Origin of the sequence: Gordonia sp. (in: high G+C Gram-positive bacteria) (assembly GCF_012515855.1) — a bacterium.
Lineage (GTDB): Bacteria > Actinomycetota > Actinomycetes > Mycobacteriales > Mycobacteriaceae > Gordonia.
In genome coordinates, this window is record NZ_JAAYXO010000152.1 from 1 (window position 1) to 3598 (window position 3598).

Below are 3598 nucleotides of genomic sequence, written 5' to 3' on the forward strand. Positions count from 1 at the left end.
AGGAGGACACCGGCAAGTCGCTGCACATCGGTGGCGCCACCGGTCGTATCCACGGGGCGAGTCACTCTCTGCTCGACTACAACCGCGCCGGTGTGCCGCTGGTCGAGATCGTCACCCGTCCCATCGAGGGCGCCGGTGAGCGCGCTCCCGAGATCGCCCGCGCCTACGTCACCGCCCTGCGCGATCTGCTGAAGTCGCTGAACGTCTCCGACGTCCGCATGGACCAGGGCTCGATGCGCTGCGACGTGAACCTGTCGTTGATGCCCAAGGGCGCCACCGAGTTCGGCACCCGTACCGAGACCAAGAACGTCAACTCGCTGAAGTCGGTGGAGACGGCGGTTCGGTTCGAGATGCAGCGACAGGCCGCAATCCTGTCGGCAGGCGGCGAGATCATCCAGGAGACCCGGCACTTCCACGAGGCCGACGGCACCACCTCCGCCGGTCGCCGCAAGGAGACCGCCGAGGACTACCGCTACTTCCCGGAGCCCGACCTGCCGCCCGTCATCGCGAGCCCCGCGTGGGTCGACACTTTGCGCGACACGCTGCCCGAGCTGCCCTGGGTCCGCCGCGCGCGGATCCAGGAGCAGTGGGGCGTCTCGGACGAGGTGATGCGCGACCTGGTGAACGTCGGCGCCGTCGACCTCATCATCGAGACCGCGGAGGCCGGTGCCTCCGCCGACGCGGCCCGCAGCTGGTGGGTCTCGTTCCTGGCGCAGCAGGCCAACGCACGCGACGTGGAGCTCGCCGAGCTCACGATCACCCCGAAGCAGGTCGCCGAGGTGATCGGCATGGTCGACGAGGGCAAGCTGACCAACAAGCTGGCGCAGCAGGTCGTCGGCGCCGTTCTCGACGGTGAAGGGGAGCCCGCGCAGATCGTCGCCGACCGCGGACTGGAAGTGGTGCGTGACGACTCGGCGCTGCAGAAGGCCGTCGACGACGCTCTGGCCGCCAACCCCGACATCGCTGAGAAGATCCGCGGTGGCAAGGTGCAGGCCGCAGGCAAGATCGTCGGAGACGTCATGAAGGCCACCCGCGGCCAGGCCGATCCGGCGCGCGTCAAGGAACTGGTGATCGCCGCCTGCCAGTAGGTCGCGGCCGACCTGCGGGGTGGTTACCGCAGGTCGTCGCCGGCCTTGGGCTGGAAGATGGCGACCCGGTCGTCGAAGCTCTTGACGTTGGCGCCGGGGGTCGACTTGTTGATGGTCGCCAGTCGCGCGGCGGCCCCGCCCACGGAAGTCATGCGCCCGACCGCACCGTACGTCTTGGCGGTCTCCATCGGCGTCGGCTCACCGATCGACGCGCTGCCCGCGGATGGTCGGATGAAGGTGTCGATGCGCTTGGCCTTGGCGATGGACACCGCGATCCACGACTCGCCGACGGCGCAGCCGCTGACGCCGGGACGGTCGGCCCAACTCCATACCGGCTGCAGGCCCTTCGGACCCACCAGCGACAGTCGGTCGCCGGCTGATCCGCTGTCGGCGACATATAGCTGGCCGTCGGCACCGGACGACGGGCACAGGGCGACGTTCGAGCCCAGGCCCGAGGCCCGGATCTCCGGTTTCGGGTCGGTGCGATTGGGATCAATCGTGAAGATCTTGCCCGCGAGCGACGAGGGGTTCTCGGCGTCGGCGGCGTTGCCTGCGTTGCCGGTCGCCACGATCAGCTCGGTGGGCGAGGCGAACGAGATGGACCCCATGTTCCCGGTCGCGCCCTTCGGGATCCCGGTCAAGATCGGCTTGACCGAACCGGTGGGTGCGATGCGCACGATGCGGTTGTCGGAGCCGGTGGTGATCAACGCGAAGATCATCCGATCCTGCACGTAGGTCGGAGACATCTCGAAGTCGATCAGCCCGCCGTCTCCCGAGGCGTCGACCTCGGCGCTGGCGACGGTGCGCTGGGGGCCGTAGCGCTTGGAGAGGATGATTTTTCCGGTGGTCCGCTCGGCGACGTAGGTGGTTCGGCCGGTTTGATCGGCGGGTCGCACGCCGCCGGTCGAGGCCAGACACGTCGCGATCACGGACTGGTCGGGATCGACACACGGACCGGTCGGCGGGTCGCCGCGCTCTTCTTCGGTCGGAGTCGGCGGTGCGGGTGGTCGTGGCTGCATGGTCGGCTCGGCGGTGAACGAGCCCTGGTTGGCCACCTGGTCCTGCTCGGTGAAGTCGGCACACGAGGTGGCCATCGTCGCCACGGTGGCCGCAGCGGTCACGACGAGGAGGGTGCGGCGAGCCGCGCCGGGGTGCAAACGCATTCCTCCACTGTAACTATCGTTATCAAATCGTCGGCTGTGGCTCAGCCTCTCCGAGGCCAACCCGCCATAGAGTCGGTAGATGTGAGTAGTACTGAAGACAAGCCCTCGGCCGACGATCCGACGTCGGCCGTCGGCAGTCCGTATGACGAGAAGACCGAGGCCATCGAACGGCCCAAGTTTCGTCGGCCCCGACCCGACAACGACGACTTCTTCGACCGACACGGGCGACGCCCGGCTCCGGCTGTCCAAGAGGTGATCGATAAGAAGGCCGAACGCGACAGTCTCGCGGACGTCGAGTCTGCCGGAACCGAGGCTGTCGGAACGTCGCCTGCCGACGCCGAATCGGGGGCCGACGAGGCGCCGACCGTCGCGATGTCGCCGATCCCGGCCGCCGCGGACACCGATGCGCCCGCAGCGAGCGCCGACGCGAAGACCGCGGTGATCATCAACTCCGGCGGCGACGCCCAGGCGGAGAACCCAGTCAAGAAGAGCGTGTCGACCGAACAGGTTCGCACCGAGCCGTTCGCCGCCGATGACGACACCGATGAGGAACCGGATTCGGGTCGGCGCTACGCCGAGCAGATGACCGAACCGCCGTTGCCGTACATCGAACCGCAGCCGACCACGCCGCTCGCGTTGGACGACGAGTACGACAATCCGCCGCCGGTCGCACCGGTGGATCTCGACGACTCAGCTGACGATCAGCCTGCAGCGGTCGCAGCGACTGAGGCGCGCCGCGGCACGATCGACCTGGGCCTGCTGCTCCTGCGCCTCGTCGTCGGCCTCACGTTCACCCTTCACGGTCTGCAGAAGCTGACCGGATGGATGAACGGTCCCGGACCGGACGGATTCGCCGACTTCCTGGCCAACTCGACCAACCCGAGTCTCGGTTTCAACAGTGACGTCACGACGATCCTGTCGTTCGTCACCGGGGTCGGCGAGACGGCGGGCGGCATCCTGCTGATGCTTGGCCTGCTGACCCCCATCGCAGGTGCCACGCTGCTGTCGGCGATCCTCGTTGCGATGACTTACAAGGTCACCCTCGCGGGCGGCCTCTGGTTCTTCGCCGCGGACGGCGACGGCAGCGGCGTCGAACTCGAAGTGGTCCTGGCCGCGGCAGTGGCCGCACTGATCTTGACCGGTCCGGGAACGTACTCGTTCGATCGCCGCTGGGGATGGTCGCGCAGGCCCGCATGGGGCTCAGCCGGCTGGCTGATCGTCGGTATCGGCGTCGCCATCGCGGTCTGGATCATCTTCAACGGAGCCAACCCGCTGGCCTCCTGGATGTAGTTCGACTGCCGCGTGCGTGAAAGTGATCGATCTGCGCCCTGTGAGGGCGCTGATCGA

Annotated in this window: 3 protein-coding genes; 2 read left to right on the forward strand and 1 reads right to left on the reverse strand. The window is 67.9% G+C overall.

Features of this window, described 5'->3' with window-relative positions; translation table 11 throughout:
* Nucleotides 1-1088: Asp-tRNA(Asn)/Glu-tRNA(Gln) amidotransferase subunit GatB (gene gatB, locus GX543_RS11105; RefSeq protein WP_290851967.1), on the forward strand; the 1088-nt coding region annotated here is incomplete at its 5' end.
* Nucleotides 1089-1111: 23 nt separating this feature from the next.
* Here gatB and GX543_RS11110 read toward each other — a convergent pair.
* Entirely contained in the window at nt 1112-2251 is a 1140-nt protein-coding gene (locus GX543_RS11110) for a PQQ-dependent sugar dehydrogenase (protein WP_290851968.1), read from the reverse strand.
* A gap of 81 nt (nt 2252-2332) precedes the next feature.
* On the opposite strand from GX543_RS11110, the gene GX543_RS11115 reads away from it, so the two are divergent.
* Nucleotides 2333-3541, forward strand: coding sequence for a DoxX family membrane protein (locus tag GX543_RS11115; protein WP_290851969.1), 1209 nt, complete (start codon nt 2333-2335; stop codon nt 3539-3541).
* The last annotated feature ends 57 nt before the right edge of the window (nt 3542-3598 follow it).

Excerpts from the sequence above, each read along its gene's own strand:
- GX543_RS11110 (WP_290851968.1), bottom strand. The coding sequence starts at position 2,251 with ATGCGTTTGCACCCCGGCGCGGCTCGCCGCACCCTCCTCGTCGTGACC.